This is a genomic window from Synergistales bacterium (assembly GCA_021736445.1).
Taxonomy (GTDB): Bacteria; Synergistota; Synergistia; order Synergistales; family Aminiphilaceae; genus JAIPGA01.
Window position 1 is genome coordinate 1 of record JAIPGA010000007.1, and the last position, 17,792, is coordinate 17,792.

At 67.0% G+C, this 17,792-nt stretch carries 11 protein-coding genes; 8 read left to right on the top strand and 3 right to left on the bottom strand.

Annotation, left to right across the window (positions count from 1 at the left end):
- A partial coding sequence (locus K9L28_02270) for a M20/M25/M40 family metallo-hydrolase (GenBank protein ID MCF7935156.1) occupies positions 1-919 on the top strand: 919 nt, incomplete at its 5' end.
- Entirely contained in the window at positions 919-1,437 is a 519-nt protein-coding gene (locus tag K9L28_02275; protein MCF7935157.1) for an RDD family protein, read from the top strand. The genes K9L28_02270 and K9L28_02275, both read left to right, overlap by 1 nt.
- 13 nt (positions 1,438-1,450) lie before the next feature.
- On the opposite strand, the gene K9L28_02280 is transcribed toward K9L28_02275, so the two are convergent.
- Positions 1,451-2,392, bottom strand: a complete 942-nt coding sequence (locus K9L28_02280; protein MCF7935158.1) for a nucleoside hydrolase — start codon at positions 2,390-2,392, stop codon at positions 1,451-1,453.
- A 20-nt stretch (positions 2,393-2,412) separates the two neighbouring features.
- Positions 2,413-3,711, bottom strand: coding sequence for a sensor histidine kinase (locus K9L28_02285; GenBank protein MCF7935159.1), 1,299 nt, complete (start codon positions 3,709-3,711; stop codon positions 2,413-2,415).
- A 285-nt stretch (positions 3,712-3,996) separates the two neighbouring features.
- On the opposite strand from K9L28_02285, the gene K9L28_02290 reads away from it, so the two are divergent.
- The gene (locus tag K9L28_02290) at positions 3,997-5,004 is read left to right on the top strand and encodes a hypothetical protein (GenBank protein ID MCF7935160.1); all 1,008 of its coding nucleotides are present in this window, start codon (positions 3,997-3,999) and stop codon (positions 5,002-5,004) included.
- 18 nt (positions 5,005-5,022) lie between these two features.
- Here the strand turns inward: K9L28_02290 and K9L28_02295 are convergent, their stop codons facing one another.
- The gene (locus tag K9L28_02295) at positions 5,023-5,274 is read right to left on the bottom strand and encodes a hypothetical protein (GenBank protein MCF7935161.1); all 252 of its coding nucleotides are present in this window, start codon (positions 5,272-5,274) and stop codon (positions 5,023-5,025) included.
- A gap of 255 nt (positions 5,275-5,529) precedes the next feature.
- Between K9L28_02295 and K9L28_02300 the strand changes: the two genes are divergently transcribed.
- The 5 genes from K9L28_02300 to K9L28_02320 all read left to right on the top strand — a co-directional run bounded on the left by K9L28_02300 (position 5,530) and on the right by K9L28_02320 (position 17,780).
- On the top strand, positions 5,530-13,380 hold the full coding sequence (locus K9L28_02300; protein MCF7935162.1) for a carboxypeptidase-like regulatory domain-containing protein: 7,851 nt from the start codon (positions 5,530-5,532) through the stop codon (positions 13,378-13,380).
- A gap of 174 nt (positions 13,381-13,554) precedes the next feature.
- Positions 13,555-14,331: a patatin-like phospholipase family protein gene (locus K9L28_02305; GenBank protein ID MCF7935163.1), complete on the top strand. Its 777-nt coding sequence runs from the start codon at positions 13,555-13,557 to the stop codon at positions 14,329-14,331.
- Positions 14,332-14,411: 80 nt separating this feature from the next.
- Entirely contained in the window at positions 14,412-15,065 is a 654-nt protein-coding gene (locus K9L28_02310) for a cysteine hydrolase (protein MCF7935164.1), read from the top strand.
- A gap of 316 nt (positions 15,066-15,381) precedes the next feature.
- A complete protein-coding gene (locus K9L28_02315; protein ID MCF7935165.1) occupies positions 15,382-15,816 on the top strand; it encodes an Hsp20/alpha crystallin family protein in 435 nt (144 codons plus the stop codon).
- A 1,268-nt stretch (positions 15,817-17,084) separates the two neighbouring features.
- A complete protein-coding gene (locus K9L28_02320) occupies positions 17,085-17,780 on the top strand; it encodes a hypothetical protein (GenBank protein ID MCF7935166.1) in 696 nt (231 codons plus the stop codon).
- The last annotated feature ends 12 nt before the right edge of the window (positions 17,781-17,792 follow it).

The window sequence follows — 17,792 nt, forward strand, 5'->3', positions numbered from 1 at the left end:
TGTTGCGGGCTTCACCCCCGACGCCGAGTACCCCCTGATCAACGGCGAGAAGGGCATCATCATCGCCGGGATCGCCGCCCCCTTCCGGCCTGGCGAGGGCGTTCAGGTAGAGTCGCTGCAGGGGGGCGTGGCCGCCAACTCCGTTCCCGATACGGCGGAGGCGGTGGTGTGTCTCCCCGAAGGCTGGGAGGGCCGTCTGCGCCACACCGTGGAGAGCTGGAGGGGCCCCGAAGGAGCGAAGCTCGCCGCGGAGGAGCTCGGGGAAGGCCGTTCCCGTCTCCATATGCAGGGGGTCCCCTCCCACGGGAGCCGTCCCGGGCAGGGCGTCAACGCCATCGCCCAGCTGGTGCGGGTGCTGCGTACCCTCGGTGTCGAGGGGGAGCAGCGGAGGGCCCTGGACGGTCTGGACCGGCTTGTCGGTACGGAGCACCATGGCGAGAGCCTGGGGGTCTGCCGCTACGACGACAGCTCCGGCTACACCTCGGTCTGCATGGGGATGGCCCGGATGGAGGAAGGGGAACTGCAGGTCTCCATCAACCCCCGCTTCCCCGTCAGCCACAGCACCGCCGAGATGGTGCCCATCCTGGAGCGGTCCGCCGGGGAAGCAGGCTTTTCCATCGACTTCCGGCGTGTCGACGAACCGCTCTACGTGCCGGAAGACGCCGAGCTGGTCCGGAAGCTGCTGGCGGCCTACCGGACCGAGACCGGCCGGACCGACGACCGGCCCATGTGTATCGGCGGGGGGACCTACGCCAAGGCGATGCCGGGCATCCTGGCCTTCGGTCCCCTGATGCCCGGCGAGCCCTCCAACATGCACGAGGCCGACGAATGCTGGTCTGTGGAGAGTATGGTTACCAGCACCAGGATCATGGCCGGAGCTATCGCCGCCCTGGCCGGCGGGAACGGCCGGGAGGCGTGATGGGACGGAGGAAGGCCTTCGATCCCGCCCGGCCGCGCCCCTGGGTGCGCTTCTGGGCCCGCTGCGCGGACTACTCGCTCTTTTCCATGGTCTTCTTTCTCCTGCTCCTGTGGGGGCCCTTCGCGCTGTGGACGGCCCGGCTCCACCCCGTGCTCGTCAACGTGCTCTTTCTCGGTGTCTACGTTCCGGTGGAGGCCTGGATGATCGGAACCTGGGGGACCACGCCGGGGAAGTGGCTTTTCCGGGTGAGGCTGGCCGCCCGGGGGGGCGATGTCGTTCCGGCCAATGCCTTCGCCCGGAGCTTCAAGGTCTGGTTCCGGGGGCTGGGCTTCGGGCTGCCATTTGTGCCGATTTTCACCTGCGTCGTGGCCTACCGGAGGCTGCAGCGCAACGGGGAGACCTCCTGGGATAGGGAGGAGGACTTCACTGTGGAGCACGGCCGGGTCGGCGCCCTCCGGATCGCCGGCGCCGTCCTCCTCTTTTTCCTGGTCGGAGCGGCCCGGCAGCATCTGGGGTAGCTGTGGCGGGCGATCAGCCGTAGAAGCGCAGCGCCCGCTCCATGATCCCCCAGAAGCGTTCCGTATCGAGGGAGACGCCTACCTCGGCGTTGGGCTCCTTTTCGGTGACGCCGAAGAGGTCGCAGCAGGTCCGGCCGTAGGTGTGTTCCCCCCGGAGTTCCACCTCCACCGCGGCAGGGGCGAGTTCGGCCACGGCGGGGTCGATGAGCCAGGCCAGGGGGACGGGGTCGTGCAGCGGCGGTCCCTCCCAGCCGAAGCGGTGCCGCATCCGGTCGTCCATGAAGGTCACCAGGTCGCCGAAGAGCTCGGCCACAGGGTTCCCCAGGGCGCGCATGCGTGCCACCACCGCCGGGGTCGCCTGGGCCTGCCGGGTGATGTCCAGCCCCATCATCACCAGCGGCCTGCCGCAGGAGAAGACGATATGGGCCGCTTCGGGGTCGGCATGGATGTTGAACTCCGCCGAGGGCGTGGCGTTCCCCAGCCCGTAGGCCCCGCCCATGAGGACGATCTGTTCGATCCGCTCGACGATCCCGGGCTCCCTGCGGATGGCCGCCGCGATGTTGGTCAGCGGTCCGGTGGGCACCAGGGTGAGCCGCTCGGAGCTTGTGAGAAGCAGCTCGATGATGAGATCCACGGCGTGGCGCCGGTCGAGGCCGCAGGCCGGTCTGTCGAGATCGGCGCCGTCCAGGCCGCCGTCGCCGTGGACCTCCCCGGCGGTGATCTGCTCCCGCACCAGCGGCCGGTCCATACCGGCGGCTACAGGGATATCCCCCAGGCCGAGGACGGAGGCGAGGCGCAGCGTATTCGCCTCCGTTTTGTCCAGCGTCTGGTTGCCCGCCACCGCGGTGACGGCCCGGAGGTCCACGGCCGGGTCGGCCCGGGCCAGCATCATGGCCACGGCGTCGTCGTGGCCGGGATCGACATCGAGGATGATCGGTACGGGGTCTGTGTGCATGGGGTCTCTCCTTTGCGGTTTTATGGGGCTGGCTGTCGCAGATGGGTCGGCCGTTGCTGATCCGCCCGGGGGAAGGCGATGTGTACCTCCGCCCCTTCTTCGGAATACAGGTGGACCGTCCCCCGCAGCTGTTCGGCCAGAGCGTGGACGATGGTCAGCCCGAGATGTTCTTCGAAGCCCTCTTCGGGGAATCCCCTTCCGTTGTCCCGGATCTCGAGGATGTAGCTGTCGCCTTCTTCCAGCAGGGATATCCGGATCTGCCCCTCGGTCCGCTCCGCAAAGGCGTGCCGGAAGGCGTTGGAGACCAGCTCGTTGAGGATCAGACCGCAGGGGACGGCGATGCCGACGGGTACGGAGGCCGTATCGATCCTCCGGGTGACGGAGATATGCTGTTGCGGACCCAGACGGCTCTGCCGCAGGCGTTGCACCAGCTCGTCGACGAAGCGGTCCATATCGATGCTGGAAAAGGAGGGGTTCTGGTAGAGCAGGTTGTGGATCGAGGCCATGGCGAGGATGCGTTGGCGGCTCTCCCGGAGTGCCGCCTGGGCCTCCGGGGACAGCGTGGTGTCCGTCTGGAGGGTGAGCAGGCTGGAGATGACCTGGAGGTTGTTCCGCACCCGGTGGTGGACCTCCTTGAGCAGCATCTCCCGGTCGTCCAGGGAGTGACGGAGCTCCTCGGTCAGCGCATTTTCCCTGTTCAGCTGCTGTATCAGGAGCGAGATCAGGCAGCCCACGGAGAAGACAGAGAGGATCTCTACAAGGAGGAAGGTCGCCCCGGTGGCGAACCATTCGTCGGGGAGGAAGGCGGCGCCGCTCGGCCAGGCCGGCGGCCGGACGGAAAAGTGCCACCCCAGGAGCAGGAACAGCAGCGCGCCGGCGCCTACGGCGGCCAGTCCCTTCCTGAGGCCCAGAAAGACGGTGGTGGCGATGGTGAAGGCGAAGAACCAGACTCGGCCGCTGCCTGTGGGGCCGACCTTCAGGAAGGCCACGGAGGCCAGCAGGAGGAAGATCCCCAGCCCCCCGTAGATGCGCAGCGACAGCGGGAGCGTCCGGCGGAAGGCCAGGACGGCGAGCGTGATGTAGACGGCGGTGTAGACGGCTGCATTGGCGAACATCCCGTTGTTGAGCGCGGCGTAGATGCCGAGAAGGTAGGCAGGGAGTCCCGCGACGATCATGACGGTGTAGACGACACGGAGGATGCGTTCCCGCCAGAGGGCGAACCGCTGGTCCACAGAGAGCAGGGTCTCCTCGTCGGTGTCGATCCGCATGAGCGAATCGAAGAGTCGGCGGGTGGTGCTTCTGATCCAGTCTGGGCCCACAGAGGACCCCCCCTTCAAGAGTGGAAGGCGACAATCCTCACGCACGTCTTCCCTGGCGTGAATGGCCATGCAAATCCCCGCTGTGGTCGCGCTGCGTGCCGCCGCTTCTGGATGGACAAAGCCTACCAGAGCGTCCGCTTCCCCGCAATCCTCGGGAGAGCGGCGTGGAGCTGTGCCAGAATGCCCGGCGGGTCTCCTCCCTCTGGTACTGTTCAATCCGGCTGTGACGGTGTTTATTGCCATAGAAGGAAGCAGTTGATCATTCTGAAGCAGAAGGTGGGCGCGATGTCGAAGTTTTCTCTCAAGACCCTGGAAGAGGTTGTGTTTCCCTATACGGACCAGGGGGCCCATGATCCGGCGGTGCTCCTCGGGGCAGCCTTCGGCGAGGATGTGGCGATGACACAGGTGGGCGGCGATCTGCTGCTCTCCCACGTAGACCCCATTGTCGGTGCGGTGACCGGCATCGGATGGCTCGCCATGCATGTGGCCTGCAACGATATCGCCGCCTCCGGCGTGCCGCCCCGGTGGGCCCAGATTCTTGTGCTGGTGCCGGGAAAGGAAGACACAGAGCTGGTGGGCCGGATCATGGGTGAGGCGGAAGGCGCCGCCACGGAGATCGGCGTTTCCATCGTCGGCGGGCACACGGGGTATTCCTCCGGGGTGACCAGGCCGGTGGTGGCGGTGACGGCCATGGCCCCGGCGGAGGGGCGTCGGGTGGTGCGCACCGGCGGCGCCCGTCCCGGCGACCGTGTCGTCGTCACCCGCGGCGCCGGCGTGGAGGGGACCTCCATCCTGGCGGCGGATTTCGCCGATGAGGGAAGGCGGTTCGGCCTCACCGAACAGGAGCTGGCCCAGGGCGCGGCGCTGGTGGAGGAGATCAGCGTGGTGGCCTCGGCCATGGTGCTCGCCGAGGAGGGCGCCACCGCCATGCATGATGTGACCCGCGGTGGGGTGCGGGAGACGGCCCTGGAGATGGCCACCCTCTCGGGGGTCCACCTGGAGCTCCAGGTAGAGCGGCTGCCGGAGCGTCCCATCATTGCGCGCTTCGCCGAGGCCTTCGGGTTCGATCCTCTGGGGATGCTTTCCTCCGGGTCTCTGGTGGCTGCCGTGCCGGCGGATCATGTGGACGATACGCTGCAACGTCTGGAAGCGCTCGGCATCCCCGCCGCAGATGTGGGGAAGGTCGCCGATGGTGCGGGGCTCACCCTGGTGCGTGACGGCGTTGCGACGCACCACACCGAGATCCGCGCCGAGGAGGACGAGCTGGCGCGGATGTGGGCGGTCTTCCGGTAGACCGTTTCCGTCCCGGCGTTACGGTTCCGTCGGGAAGGCCATTCTGTCGATCCGGTCCATGAGGAGCCTCCCCGGCATATGGTCGGGGAGGCTCCTGCCTACATCCAGGGTACTGATGACGCAGCGCCCGATGATATGCCGTCCCTCCCTCCCCCTGTCTTCCGTTTTGATCCCCCAGAGATTGTGGAGCGCCAGCGCCCTGCCGCGGTAGGCGCCCACGTAGAGCATGATGTGCCCGGGCATCCCCGGCAGTGCGGTACAGGTTGCCACAGGGAAGGTGTCCCGGTGTGTTCCCCGGAGCCTCCCGGTCGCCGGTTCCGCGGCTCGGAGGTGCTCCTATCATACTCCTTTGTGACGCAGGCTGTGTTGCGTTTTCCCCGGATTCCCCGGTTTCCCCGCGGTGTGACGGTTCCTGTTGCGAAAATCCCGCCTTTCTGTCTGATGCAAAGCGGCGATAATTTGCTACAATGAAAGCATCGAGCGATAGGGTCATCCGGGAGGAACGCGAAGAGAGGGGTGCTCCATATGGCAAAGCGTCTGCTGGTGGTCTGTATGACGATAGCGGTTCTGGTGGGGTCGGTGCTGCCCGCTGCGGCGGCCGGGCCCGGACTGGTGGGGGGCATCGTGGATTTCTACAGCAAGCCCTCCACGTATCTGGTTCGTCTGGGGAGCGACGCCGACGCGCTCTACGAAAGGCTCCAGCAGTGGCGGCGCCAGTATCCCGACGCCCCGGTGGACGCGCCGTTGCTGCTCCCCGGGCGTATGCTCACCCCCCAGATGGCGGAGGAGCTGCGGGAGGCGCTGAAGGGGATCGACCCGGCGGCGCTGGAAGAGGTCGGCGTCACGGTGGACGGGAAGAACGGCGTCACCTTTGTGGGGGTGAACCTCAAGACCTTCTTCGACGAGGCCGTGAAGGGGGTGGATCTCTACAGGGGGCTGACCCAGGGCGACGAGGCCCAGGCGGTGCTCGGCCAGTACGCCCAGCATGTCTCCACCCTGGACGACGTGATGGACGCGGCGGGGCTCTACGTGGATGTCCAGAAGAAGGACAAGGAGATCGAAGAGGCCCAGCTCAGCGAGGGGCGGACCAGGGCCATGCGCGGGGTGATCTTCGGCGCCACGGCCTACAAGAGCGTCACCCGGATCGGTCTGAAGGTGACGAAACTGGGGAATGTGCCGGTGGTGGGTTCCAAGGTCAAGGGCTTTCTCGACAGCTGCGCCGACGCCATCTTCGGCGGGTTCATGGCCTGGGCCGAGCGCCACCAGCGGGTGGACAACTGCATCGAGGACCCCATGAACTGCGATCTCGGCGGTTCCCGCCCCGGAGCGGACCATCCCGACGACACACGGAACGTGGCCCCCGGCGTGGTCTTCACCGGCCGGGGGGAGCGGGCCCTCTACGCCGGGGCGCGCCGGAAGGGCTACGACGTGATGACCTGGCTGCTGGCAGCGGACCGGGCGCTGGAGGGACACAGGGCCTACCAGGTGCCGGAGCTCGACCCGGTGGCCCGGGGGTTCATGCTGGACATGATCGGCGTCCTCGACGGCATGGCCATGCCGGAGGACGCCGCCTTCAGTGCCGAGGAGTGGCGGGAGAGCAAGGCATCCTACCGGGAGATCATGCTGCAGATGGCCACCGCACCGGATATCGCCGTCCTGGGCGGCGGCTCGGCCCGCGGGGTGTTGGCGCTGCTCTCGCAGACGGGACACCCGGCGACGCTGGTCCGGGGCTGGACGGACCCCTCGCTGCTGGCGCGGTTCCCCCTCCTGATCATCCCCTCCGGCGCACTGGACCACTGGTCCACCTCACCCGTTCTGGCCGGAAGGCTGGCGGCCTATGTGGAGCAGGGCGGCACGCTGGTCTCCTTCACCCAGCCCCGGGGGAGGCTCTTCGGGATGCTCCCCGGCGGTCTGGAGGGGTACGGCTGGGCGGAGGACCAGAGCTGTCACTTCGCTTCCGCCGCCATCACCCATACTGCCGGGGCCTTCGCCTCCCAGGAGGAGGAACACCCCGACGTCAGCGTAGACGGCTACTTCCTCCGCTATCCCCTGGCGGCGGAGATCTGGCTCACCAGAACGAAGAACGGCCAGCCCTGCATGCTGGCCTATCCCCTCGGTGCAGGGCGGGTGGTGGCCTCCACGCTCTTTCTGGACTGGGCGGAGGTGAACCACCAGGGGACGGAGAGCGAGTACCTCCTCTTCCGGGATACGGTGGACGCGGCACTGGCGGGAGAGGTGCCCGTCGCCGGCGGGGAGACCATCCCCCTCACCCTGGAGGTGCGCAACCTCTTCTTCGACCCCTCCGTACGGGTGCAGGCCCGGATCACCGACGCTGAAGGCGTGCAGACCGCCCTGCCCGTGCAGGAGGCGGAGATTCCGCCCATGGAGACGGCCCGGGTGGATCTGGGCGGGGTCCCTCTCCCCCGTCCCGGGTACTTCAGACTCTCCTACTCGGTGGAGACCGCCGACGGGATCCACGCCGGGGACCACTACCAGGGCTACGTGGCCTGCCGGAATGTCCAGCCCCTGGCGGAGATCGACAGGAGGGGGGTGGACCTCTCCGTTCAGAGCGATCTGGATACCTATCTGCTCGGTATGGAGGGGACCTTCACCATCCATCTGTGGAACCACGGCGACACGGACCGGAACCTCCGTGTGGACTACCGCTTCCCGCACAACCGTCGCTACGCCGAGGACCGCGGCCTCTATCAGCAGAGTGTGGAGCGTACCGTGGCCGCAGACGGGGAGGAGCAGATCACCCTCACGCTGCCGGTGGTGAACAAGGACGGCATCGACCGGCTCTGGGTCAAGGTCTACGACGCCGGGAGCGGCGAGCAGCTGGCCGCCGGCTCCAAGGGCTTCTACACCGAGGAGCCGGAGACGACGGCCGTCCTGTCCCCGGATATCGGCGACGGGCCCCTCCGCACCGGCGGCGCACTGCCCTTCACCTTCGCCTGGGCGAACCCCTACGGCGAGCCGGTGAACGCCACGCTCCGCTTCCAGGTGGTGGACAGCGCGGGCGGGGTCCTGGCCGAGACGGAGCGGTCCGCCCGGGTGGAGGAACGTTTCGAGGAGGAGGTGACGCTGGCGCTCCCGGATGAGGCCTTCTCCGGACAGGCCACGGTGCAGTGTTTCGTGGAGTCCGCCGGACGGGTGATCGGCCGGGGACAGGCCCACTTTCCTCTCCTCGGGCCGACGCACGACTGTTCGGGCCGGGTGGTTGATCTCTTCAGCGGCGAGGCTGTGCCGGAGGCCCGTCTGGCCTTCCACCTGGGAGAGATGGTCTACGAGGCGGTGACGGACGCCGGGGGCGACTTCGCCGTGCGGCTCCCCGCCGGCGCCTTCAACCTGGAGATCACCGCCCCCGGCTACAACACCTTCGCAACGGCCGCGACACTGGACTCCGCCTCCGGACAGGCCGGTCTCTGGCAGCTGGTGCCCAGGGGCGAGAGCGCCGGAACGGGGCGGGTCCACGGCGTGGTCCGCGACAAGGTGACCGGACAGCCCGTTCCCTTCGCCGAGCTGGCGGTCCACGGCAAGCGGGACCTCTCCGTCACGGCCGACCGGAGCGGGCGCTACAGCATGGCCCTGCCTGCGGGGAGATACGATGTCCGCGTGGTCACCGAGGGGGTCCCCTCGGGCGAACAGTTCCGGCTGGAGGTTCTGGAGGGGCTCTCGCTGCGCTCCGATCTGGTGGTCCGCCGCGACGCCCTGCGTTTCGACGTGCGGGACGCCGTCACCGGCGAACCGCTCCCTGGAGCCACAGTGGTGCTGGAACACCGGCGCGACCGGGTCTCCTTCGACCACATCCCTTCGGCGGAGCGGGTCTTCCGGGTGGCCGCCCGGGGCGAGTGGAAGGCCCGGGTGCGCCGGGAGGGCTACCGGGAGCTGGAAACGGAGCTCTACGCCAGCCGGCGTCCCACCACCCACAGCTTCTACCTCCGGAAGAAGGCATACCCCTTCACCCTTGTCTTCCGCTCATTCCTCGGCGATCTGCCCCTGGAAGGGGTCTCCCTCACGGTGGAGGAGAAGCGCGGCAAGGAGCGCCGGAGCCTCGCCACCGACGACCAGGGGCGAGTAACGGGCGAGCTCCCCGAGGGGCGGTGGGTGCTCAGGGCCGAGAAGCGGGGCTACCGGACGCTGGAGACGGAGCTCCGCCACGGTCCCTGGAGCGACGCGCCCCAGAATCACTACCTCCGCCGGGAGCGCTTCCCCTGCACCGTCAGGGTGCTGGGCTACGAATCCGGCGAAACGGTGAGCGGTGTCTCCCTCAGTCTGGAGCAGGCCCGCGGCGACGGAGAGAGGGAGGCGACCACCGGCGTGGACGGCGAGGCCGGCTTCGATCTCGCCCCGGGCCGCTGGAAGATCGCCTTCGAACGCGACGGCTACCGACAGCAGGAGACCGAGTTCTTCCACAGCGCCAATGCCCGGGGACGCACCGACACCTACTATCTCCTGGAGGAGCGCACCGGCACGCTGCCGCTGGAGGTCCGGGATCTGGTGACCGGCGAGTTGCTGCCGGATGTGCAGATCGCCCTGCGGCATCGGTGGAACGACCAGGAGGAGATCACAAAGAGCGACGTCGAAGGGAGGGCGGCGTTCGACACCTCCGAAGGGCGGATCTCCCTGGTCTTCGACCGGGAGGGCTACCGCAAGCTGGAGACGGAGTGTTTCTACAGCCACCGTGACGAGACGCTGCGCACCTTCTACCTGCATCCCGCGGAGCGGACGCTTCCGCTGCAGGTGGCGCATCTCCAGACCGAGGAGCCGCTGGAGGGGGTGCAGGTCCTGGTCCGCAGCGGGAACGAGTGGGTCTCCCGGGGCGCCACCGACGCAGACGGGAGGGTGACCCTGCGGCTTGCCAACGGACGGCAGCAGCTTCGCTTCCTCAAGGAGGGCTTTATCCAGCAGGAGACGGAGTTCTTCCTCCAGAGCGCCTCTCCCCCGCCGGAGCGCCGGCGGGTCTACCTCATCGAACACCGCACACCCTTTGTCGGACGGGTGGTGGACCATGCCGGCACCCCCATTCCGGACGTGGAGGTGCTGCTGCAGCAGGGGAAGGACGAGAAGAAGCTGATCCGCACCGGCCCCGACGGGGGCTTTACCGAGGAGCTGCTCCTCGGTCGCTACGAGGTGCAGCTGTCGGCTGAAGGCTATCTCCCGGGGAAGACCCAGATCTATGCTGGCCGGGCCCAGGAGCCCGGCGAGTGGCGCTTTGTGCTGGAGCGGAAGGACGCCGAGCCCCGGGAGGGCAGGGGCAACGTGATCTACCACCTCTACGACGCCGTCACCGGGGAGCCGCTGGAGGGATTCAGCTACCGCCACGGCGGCTGGCACAGCGCAGCGGGCGCCACGGTGCGTCTCGAGGCGGACGGGGGCAACCACCGGACCCAGTTCAACGCCCCGGGCTACCACGACAGCGGCACCTTCTACCCCGCCACCTATCCCGGGATGACCTGCCGCCGCCGCATCTTCCTCTGGCCCAAAGACGGCGAGACAGTCTACACCGTGCGGGACGCCCTTACCGGCAACAAGCTGGACCGCTTCTGGGGCTTCACCGAACGGGACAAGTGGCGGATCCGTGTGGGCGGCATCCTGCGCCGTCCGGCGGACTACGGGAAGGAGCGGCTGCAGATCAACGCCCCGGGCTACCACGGGACGGACTATTTCTACCCCGCCGGGTATCCGGGTCGGAGGGTGGCCCGCCAGATCTATCTCACGCCGAAGGAGGGGCGTATCATCTACCACCTCTACGACGCCCTCACCCTGGAACGGCTCCCCCTCTTTGCGGGCTACCACCAGCGGGGCGACTGGCGTCCCGTGGAGGGCGGCGTCATGACCGTCACCGCCGAGCCCGGCCACAAGCGGACCGACTTCAACGCCACCGGGTACCATGGGACAGGCGCCTTCTACCCGGAGACCGTGCCGGGAAGGACGCTGGAGCGCTCCATCTACCTCTGGCCCACCACCGGAGCGATCCGTTTTACGGTGCACGACGCCCTCACCGGCGACCCTGTCGAGCCGGTCTCCACCTACTTCGACCGCCGGGACTGGGGCGATTCGCCGGCGGCCTTTACGGAAGAGGGCGACGACGACAACCACCGGACGGAGATCAACCACGTGGACTACCACGACACCGGCGCCTTCTACCCCCGGCCCTATCCGGGCCGTCTGGTCAGCAGGGACATCGCTCTCTGGCCGCGTCTGGGGACCGTCACCGTCCGTCCGGTGGACGCCCTGACAGGGAAGGTCATCGGTCCGGTGAGCTCCTTCTGGGATCCCCGGAACTGGCGGCGCGCCACCGGCGTCTTTACCGTGGAGGGCGGTGACGACAACGAGCGGATGGAGATCAACATGCCGGGTCACCACGGCATCGGGGCCTTCTATCCCAGGGCCTATCCCGGCAAGGATGTCACCCGCACCTACGCCCTCTGGCCGAGCCGCGGCGCCCAGCATATCCGGGTGCTGGACCTCCTGACAGGCGAACCGGTGGAAAACGCCGGGGCCGATCTCTACGGGCAGGGCGGCTGGCGGCTCTTCGGCGGCGGAACGACGGCCGCGCTGGGCGACGGCAACCGGCGGCTCAATGTGGTGGCGCCGGGCTACCTCGATGCGGGGGACTGGCATCCCCCGATCTTCGGCGGTCGGGAACTCCTGCGGGAGCTCTATCTCGTTCCCGAAAAACAGGAGAGCCGGGTCACCGTGAAGGTCACAGACAGCGTTACCGGCAAGCCGCTGGCGGGCGCCCGGGTCTACGAGGGGGGCGACCTCCGGGGGCGCACCGGCTTTGACGGCGAGGTGCGCCTCACCACAGAAACGCGCTTCGACCGCCGGCGCTACCGGGCCGAGGCCGAGGGCTACCACCGCCGCGACCTCACCGCCAATGTGGCGGGAAATCAGGAATCGGTGCTGGTGACCATCCCCCTGGACGAACGGATCGGCCGGGGCAAGGGCTCCGTGGCCGTTTCGGTGGCTGCATCCGGGGGCGCGGCGCTGGACCAGGCCGAGGTGACCCTCAGGAAGGGGTCCGACACGCACACCTCGCTTTCCACCTCAGCGGGACAGGCGAGCTTCAGCGACATCGAGACGGGGATCTACACCCTTTCGGTGAGCCGTGAGGGCTACCTGCCGGAGAGCCGGAGGGTGGCGCTGCGGCCGGAGCGCCGACCCAGGGTGTCGCTGCGGCTGGAAGCCCTGGAGGCCAGTGGGCGTCCGGAGCCCTTCACCCCGGTTATCGCGGCCCTGGAGGGCCCTGCAACGCTGCGCGCCGGCGAGACAGGACGCTGCCGGCTGGTGGTGGAGAACCGCGGCGACCTCTCCGGGCACCCCCGCTGTGTCCTGGAGGCGCCGGGCATCCCCAGGCAGGAGCGCCCTCTGTCGCTCCGTCCCGGCGAGAGCCGGGAGCTCCTCTTCAACCTGGAGATCCCGGCCGACGCCCCGGGCGGCAATCTGCCGCTGCGCTTCTCCGTGGGCGGGGTGGAACGGACCTTCACGGTCGTCGTGGACGCCAGGCCCGTCGAGGTGACCCCCAGGCTGGACAAGCCCTTCTACCGACCCGGGGAGACGGCCTCGCTGGAGCTCGCCGTCCACCTGGAGGACAACAGCGAGCCGATTCCCCTCTTCTGGCGGGTGACCTTCGGCGGCTTCACCGACAGGGGATCCTTTGTCCTGACCTCCGAGGACACCACGGTGACGGTGCCGGAGATCCCCGTCTCCTTCAGGGGGAGCAAGCTTGTCTACGGCCTCTACTATGAGAACGGCAGCGCCATCGTGCTGGACGCCCTCTACGTGAATCCCGCCACGGGCATCCGCATCCGGAGCGACCGACAGCGCTACGAATCCGGTGAAGAGGTGACGCTGTTTCTCAACGGGAAGCCGGATTCGGCGGTGTTGCTGGAGAGCCCGCTCTTCGAAGGGGAAGCCCGGGTTCCGCTCTCTGCGGAGGGCTCCGGCACCTATGCCTTCTATCTCCCCCACCGGGTTGCCACGGGGAGCTACCCAGTCCGGGTCGGCGGCCTGCCCATGCTCAATGTCGATGTGGCCGGTATGGGAGTGACCCTCCGGGATCAGCGTCTTCTGCCCCCGGAGATCCCGGAAACCGCCCTCTCCGATGAGGTGGGCAGACAGGAGTACACCGTCGCGCTGGAGCTGGACAGCCCGATGCCGATGCGCCTGGACTGGGAGATCTACGCCGAGGGCGTCGGCGGCAGCGAACGGGTCGGCCACGGCCGGCGCGATCTGGAGGAGGGCCGGCAGGTGCAGGAGTTTGTGCTCACCCTGGAGGCGGAACGCTACCGGCTCCTCCGCTTCAAGGGCTACACCGACACCGCCCTGGGCCGCGAGCTCATGCTGGGTGTGCCCCTGAGTCTCCGGTAGGCAACAGTCGAAGAGATGCACGCACCACGGCGCGCCCGCGACGTACTACGTCGCGGGCGCGCTGCTGTCCTTCCCGAAGGGATCGGCCCCAGCGCTTTCCTCTTCTCCGCTGTCGTGGGACAATACAGCAGGAAAGCGGGTGTGTGATTGCCCGCCGGGAGGTGACAGGGGGACATGAATGGCAGACAGAAACGCATCGGACTGGCGCTGGGAGGCGGCGCGGTGCTGGGTGGGGCCCATATCGGCGTGATCCGTGCGCTGGAGGAGGCGTCGATCCCCATACACGCCCTGGCCGGAACGAGCATCGGCGCCCTGGTCGGCGCGCTCTATGCCTTTGGCAAGAGCTGGGAAGAGCTGCTGGAGATCGCCGAAGAGATCGACTGGTTTTCCGTCTCCCGCTTCGCGCCCTCCCAGTACGGGTTGCTCTCCAACGAACGGATCCGCGATGTCATGCACCGCGCTCTCGGCGAGGTGACCATCGAGGAGGCTCCGATTCCCATGGCCATTGTGGCCGCCGACATCGGTTCGGGGGAGAAGGTGGTGCTCCGCCAGGGCGACGTGGGCGACGCCGTCATGGCCAGTACCTGTATCCCCGGGGTCTTCGCCCCGGTGACCATGAACGACAGGATGCTCATCGACGGCGGCCTGGTGGAGAATGTGCCGGTCCACTCCCTCCGGCGGCTCTGCGTTGACAGGACCATCGGTGTGGACCTCTACGCCCGCCACCGGCTGAGCAAACCGGGCAATATCATCGAGCTGCTGCACAATGTCGCCAGCGTCAAGCTGATCCACGCCTCCACACTGGAGCGGTCGCCGGTGGATCTGCTGATCGCCCCGGATCTCTCCGATTTCAACGCCTTCGACACCGACCAGCTCCCGCAGCTGGTCGAAGAAGGCTACCGGGAGGCCCGGAAGCGCCTTCCGCTTCTCCTGGAAGGGGAGTCCCTGTAGAGCCTGGAGAAACGTCCGTCGAGCTGTCCTGGTTGCGGGGGCGAACGCTATGCTTGTTCTATTGCAGGAGGTGTCTTGCCGTGGATGAAGCCACAATGCCTGTATGGCACCGTGCCGCCATGTTGACGGTGGATGTGCAGCGGGAGTTCTTCCGGGACGGGAAGCGTGCCCGTCCGGAGAACGAACCGCTCCGTGCGGTTCTGGGGCTGCTTGTGGAGGCCTTCCGGTCGGCGGGGCTGCCCGTTGTCCATGTGGTGCGGCTCTATCTGCCCGACGGGAGCAACGCCGACCGCTGTCGGAGGGATGCCCTCCGTCGGGGGGAGGTCTATCTGGAGCCGGGGACGGAGGGTGTCCGGCTGATCGAGGAGCTGCAGCCCCGTCGAGAGGTGCGGCTGGAGGAGGGGCTCCTGCTGCGGGGCGGCGTCCAGCGGCTGGGAGCGAAGGAGTTCGTGGTCTTCAAGCCGCGCTTCGGCGCCTTCTACAGAACGCCCCTGGAGGGGCTGCTGGGCCGTCTCGGGGTGACTACCCTGGCGGTCTGCGGCTCCAACTATCCCAACTGCCCCCGTACGACCCTCTATGAGGCCAGCGAACGGGATTTTCGGATCGCCGCCGTGACGGACGGCCTCTCCCGGATGGAGGAAAAGGACCGCCGCGAGCTCGCCGCCATCGGGGTGCATCCTTTGCGTGCACAGGAGATTGCGGACGCCTTGAAGGGAACGGCGGAGACTGTATAGCGCGGGGTATCCCGGCGCTGTTCGAGAGAGCCTGTGCGGATACGGCGGAAGGTCGTCCGGCAGCCGGTGTGGTGCGCCGTGCGACCTTCTACGTTGTCTCTGTGACGTCATGTGGCCGGATTGGTCAGTAGGTCAAATAAGGGGCATTCGGTACGAATTCCGCCCGAAAACGGCATTATCTGTCCATAACAAGCCGCCAGCGCCTGAAATTGACCTTATCTGATCTTTGACTAAAACTAACCAATAGGCTATGATGACCCTGCAAACGAAGGAGAGAGCTCCTTCGCAAAACAGCGATCAAGGAGGGAGTTCCAAGATGAGACAGCTGCAGAGGTATCGTAGACCGTCGATGTTTACCATTCCGGAAGTGGAGGATATGTTCAAGAGCGTTTCGGATGTGTTCTCCATGGCGAACAGGGAGTTCCCCATGGAGATGTACGAGGAGGACAATGCACTCGTTGTCTCCATCGATGCGCCTGGGTACAAGCCCGAGGATATCGAGATCCGTTCCTTCGCCGACAAGCTCTTCGTGAAGGCGAAAGAGGAAGTCGAAGAGGAGTGCGACGAAAGCGAGGCGCGGACCTACCACTGCCGGAAACGCCGTTCGGCGTTGAACTACAGCATCAATCTTCCGCTGGAGGTCAACCCCGACAATGTGAAGGCCACTGTGAAAAACGGTGTTGTATCTGTACGTCTCCCCAAGAAAGAGGAGCAGGTCGGCAAGGTCGTCGAGGTCGAAGGCGAGGAGTAGTCCCCGAACGGCTCCCATGCGGATAACAAGACAGGCGAAATCCTCTCCGATCAAGCGCCGGATGAGGGCGTTGCGGGCTTCCTTCAGCTTGTCCCCCTGATCGCTCAGCTTGTCCACGGTGATCCCCTTCTCCGTGATGAGGGGCTTCAGACTGGAGGCCAGCAGCGGTGAGGTCACCTCGATGCTTGCCGGGCACGCCTCCTGTTCGATGCAGAAACCGGCGAAGCGCTCGAGGATACGTTGACCGATCTCCTCGTCGGGGCCGACCATGTCGGCACCGACGAGTGCCCCGTCCTCCCTGTCGATAGCGATCATCGTGAGCGGGGAGTAGGGGCGCAGGGGGTCCTCGTTGATCTGCGCGGGGGTGACGAAGGTGTCGACCTGCCAGCTCCCCGTCCCTTCCGGGAAGAGGTTCAGCGCCTTCTTCGCCTGGTCGGTCAGTACGGTTTCCGGAGCGAGATAGGGGCCGGCGTCAACGGCGCCGCGCCGCCGCGTTTCTTTCCATTGCCCCGTTTCTTTCTCCTGCTGCATTACCAGGAGGTATTCGGCCGATTCGCCGCGGAGCGAGAGCTCCTCGTTGCGCACCCTTCCGGCCACCGCCAGCGCTTCCTCCAGGGTGAGCGCCAGGTCCTCGGCCTCCTGCGAGTTCAGCCAGCGGTCACTCTGCAGCGGCAGCTGGGAGCGGAACTGGGGGATGCCCAGTTCGCTCTCTCCACCGCTTCCGTGTTCCACCAGCGTGGCCCGGTCCCGCTCGGAGAGCATGCGCTCCGGTGCGAAGAGGAGCAGCAGATGGTCCAGCGTGAGCTGGAACTCCAGGGTCTGGCGGGTATGCCCCCGCTGTGCCAGCATGTAGTTGACCAGTCCGCGGTCGCCTCTGTAGACGGCGAAGCCGAAGATCTTGCCTGCCTTCCCCAGGAAGGTGCAGTAGTTGACTTGATCGGACACCGGCGAATGAACACCGAAGATGTCGCCGTCGGCCATCCACTCCCAGGGGGCTGCTTCACGCAGCTGTTCCGTCAGCTGATAGAGTCGTTGCCACTGCTTCCCGCCGGGTGTGTCCTCTGTCACCCTGTTGTCGGTCATGGTCAGCCACCTTTCGGCCCTCTCCATCTGTGGAGGAGGAGGGCGCGGAATGCTCTACTCTCTTCCGGGGCATTGTATGACAATCCGGCAACGTTGACAAACAGCTTTTCACAGGAAGCCCGCGCTGTATTACAATACAGGAGCGGGATGCAAGATGACCGTCCTGCGGAAGGGGTGCAGGAACGATGGAATGCCACATTGCGCAAACATTCCGGGAGCTCTTCCCGGAAGCCCATATAGGTGTCGTGGTTGTGCGGGGTATCGCCAATCATGCATCGGACCCTGCGGCGGCCATGCTGCGGGAGGCCTGCGAACGGGTAGGCGCGCAGTACAGGGGTGTCCCCCTGGCCGAAGACCCGCACATCGCCCCCTGGAGGGAGGCCTACAGGGCCTTCGGGGCGCCAAAGGGGGTCCGATCCTCCATCGAGAGCCTGCTCAGGAGGGTTCGCAAAGGAAAGCCCATTCCCTCCATCAATCCGCTGGTGGATATCTACAATGCCGTATCCCTGGAATACCGGCTTCCCTGCGGCGGCGAGGATCTGGACGCCCTGCAGGGAAGTCTGGAGCTCGCCAGGGCCAGGGGCGACGAACCCTTTGTTCCGCTGGGCGAAAAGGAGAACGACCCGCCCGCCCCGGGCGAGGTGATCTACCGGGATGAAGCCGGTGCCGTCTGCCGCTGCTGGAACTGGCGTGAGGCGGAGCGCACCAGGCTGACCCCCGAAACCACCGATGCCGTGCTGGTGGCGGAATCCCCCGGCGGCGGTACGGAGCTCCCCGAAACCCTGGCGGAACTGGAGCGCCGGGTGGTGTCGCTGCTGGGAGGTACCACAGCGTCACGGGTTCTGACACGGGACGAACCGCACTGGGACTGCGACCGCTGATGGAGAGGGACG